The organism is Anaerolineae bacterium, assembly GCA_014360855.1.
Taxonomy (GTDB): domain Bacteria; phylum Chloroflexota; class Anaerolineae; order JACIWP01; family JACIWP01; genus JACIWP01.
The window spans coordinates 1-1,803 of the sequence record JACIWP010000410.1; the positions used below are offsets into that span (position 1 = coordinate 1).

At 63.8% G+C, this 1,803-nt stretch carries 3 protein-coding genes; all 3 read left to right on the forward strand.

Translation table 11 applies throughout. The annotated features are described in order from the left end of the window. Positions 1-912, forward strand: a 912-nt coding sequence (locus H5T60_14580) for an HAD-IC family P-type ATPase (GenBank protein MBC7243657.1), incomplete at its 5' end; no start/stop codon positions are given. A 160-nt stretch (positions 913-1,072) separates the two neighbouring features. Further along, positions 1,073-1,450: a hypothetical protein gene (locus H5T60_14585; protein MBC7243658.1), complete on the forward strand. Its 378-nt coding sequence runs from the start codon at positions 1,073-1,075 to the stop codon at positions 1,448-1,450. Positions 1,451-1,543: 93 nt separating this feature from the next. Continuing rightward, a partial coding sequence (locus H5T60_14590; protein MBC7243659.1) for a sigma-70 family RNA polymerase sigma factor occupies positions 1,544-1,803 on the forward strand: 260 nt, incomplete at its 3' end.

The window sequence follows — 1,803 nt, forward strand, 5'->3', positions numbered from 1 at the left end:
GTAGAGGATGTGGATGTCTTCGCCCGTGTCTCGCCGGAGCATAAGGTGCGCATCGTCGAGGCACTGCGCCGGCGCGGCCATATCGTCTCCATGACCGGCGACGGCGTGAACGATGCGCCGGCGCTGAAGCGCGCTGATATCGGCGTCGCCATGGGCATTACAGGCACCGATGTCTCCAAGCAGACGGCGGATATGGTGCTGACCGACGACAACTTCGCCAGCATTGTGGCGGCGGTGGAAGAGGGCCGCATCATCTACTCCAACATCCGCAAGTTCGTCTTCTTCTTGCTGTCCTGCAACGTGGGGGAAATCCTGGTCATCTTCCTGGCCACCATCGCCGGCCTGCCCCTGCCGCTGACCGCCATCCAACTGCTGATGCTCAACCTGCTGACCGACGGGGCGCCGGCGCTGGCCCTGGGCGTGGAGCGGGGCGACCCGGACATCATGGAACGGCCGCCGCGCCCGGTAAATGAACCAGTCATCAACAAAGAGATGCTGATCGGCATCGCGGTACAGGCTATCGCCATTACCGCCGCCACCCTGACGGCCTTCCTCATCGGCCTGCGGGCTTTCCCGGACAATCTGGCCGGCGCGCAAACCATGGCCTTCGCCACCCTGTCCCTGTCGGAGCTGTTCCGGGCCTACACGTCGCGCTCGGAGCGCTATTCGGTCTTCGCCATCGGCGTCTTCAGCAACAAATACATGCAGTATGCCTTCCTGGCATCGCTGGCGATCCTGCTGGCCATCATCTATGTGCCGCCGCTCGACCCCATTTTCGACACGGCCTTCCTGGGTTGGGAGCATTGGGCGGAGATCCTCCCGCTGGTGCTCATCCCCGCGGTAGCGGCAGAGATCACCAAATGGTTCCTGCGGCAGGGGGATCGCCGCCGGCGCCAGCCGGCACAGGCCTAGCGCCGGCGAAAATATGCCGCTGGAAAGGCCCGGGGTGTAGGGGGATATGCCTGCCGCCTGGGGTACATAGCCGGACGGTCGGAAATTTGACAACGCCGCGCCGGCCGTGTACTATCCCTGGCGAGGCAGGCATATTCCCAGCGAGGAGAGGCCGTGGACCATGTACCCACGCAGTCAGATCCTGTTCCCCCATTCCTGTGTGCGGGGGCTTCGTAACCTCCTGGACGAGCGCTGGAAGGCCCTGGTAGATGATGTGCTGGCCCAGGGCGAAGCCAGTCCTGCCGGCCTGGCATTCTCTCTGATGATGATTCGCCTCTGCGGCTGTCTGCAGTGCGACATGAGCAGTTACAAGGCGACACTCGGTTGCGACGTGTGCTCTCAACGCGCCGTGCTTGGCCTGCGGGAAGGGAGTAAAGGGCTCCTGCGCCGCTACGAGCGCGCCCTCCAGGAACTGCAGGACAACCGCTCCACCCTTTGCCTGGCCGGGGAAGCCGAAGAGGAGGGCGTCACGGCGCCCGCCGGCGAGTCCGGCCCCTGACAATCGCAAACCCGTTGTTTTCCGCCTTCGTTCCCCCACATCTCATACCGAATACGCGTGCCAATGGGGACGTCTATTTAATGAGAGAGCGGAATGACCCAGGACACGCATCCGGACCCGAACGGCGAAGCCATACTGCTGGCCCGCAGTCGCGCCGGCGACAAAGAGGCCTTCGGCATGCTGGCCCAGCGCTACTGCTCCTTCGCCGTGGGCGTGGCATATCGCATGACAGGCAACTCACAGTTGGCGGAAGACCTGGCGCAGGAGGCATTCATCAAGGCCTGGCGGAAGCTCCCGCAGTTCCGCGGCGACTGCAGTTTCCGGGTCTGGCTGGGTCGCATCGTCACCAATAC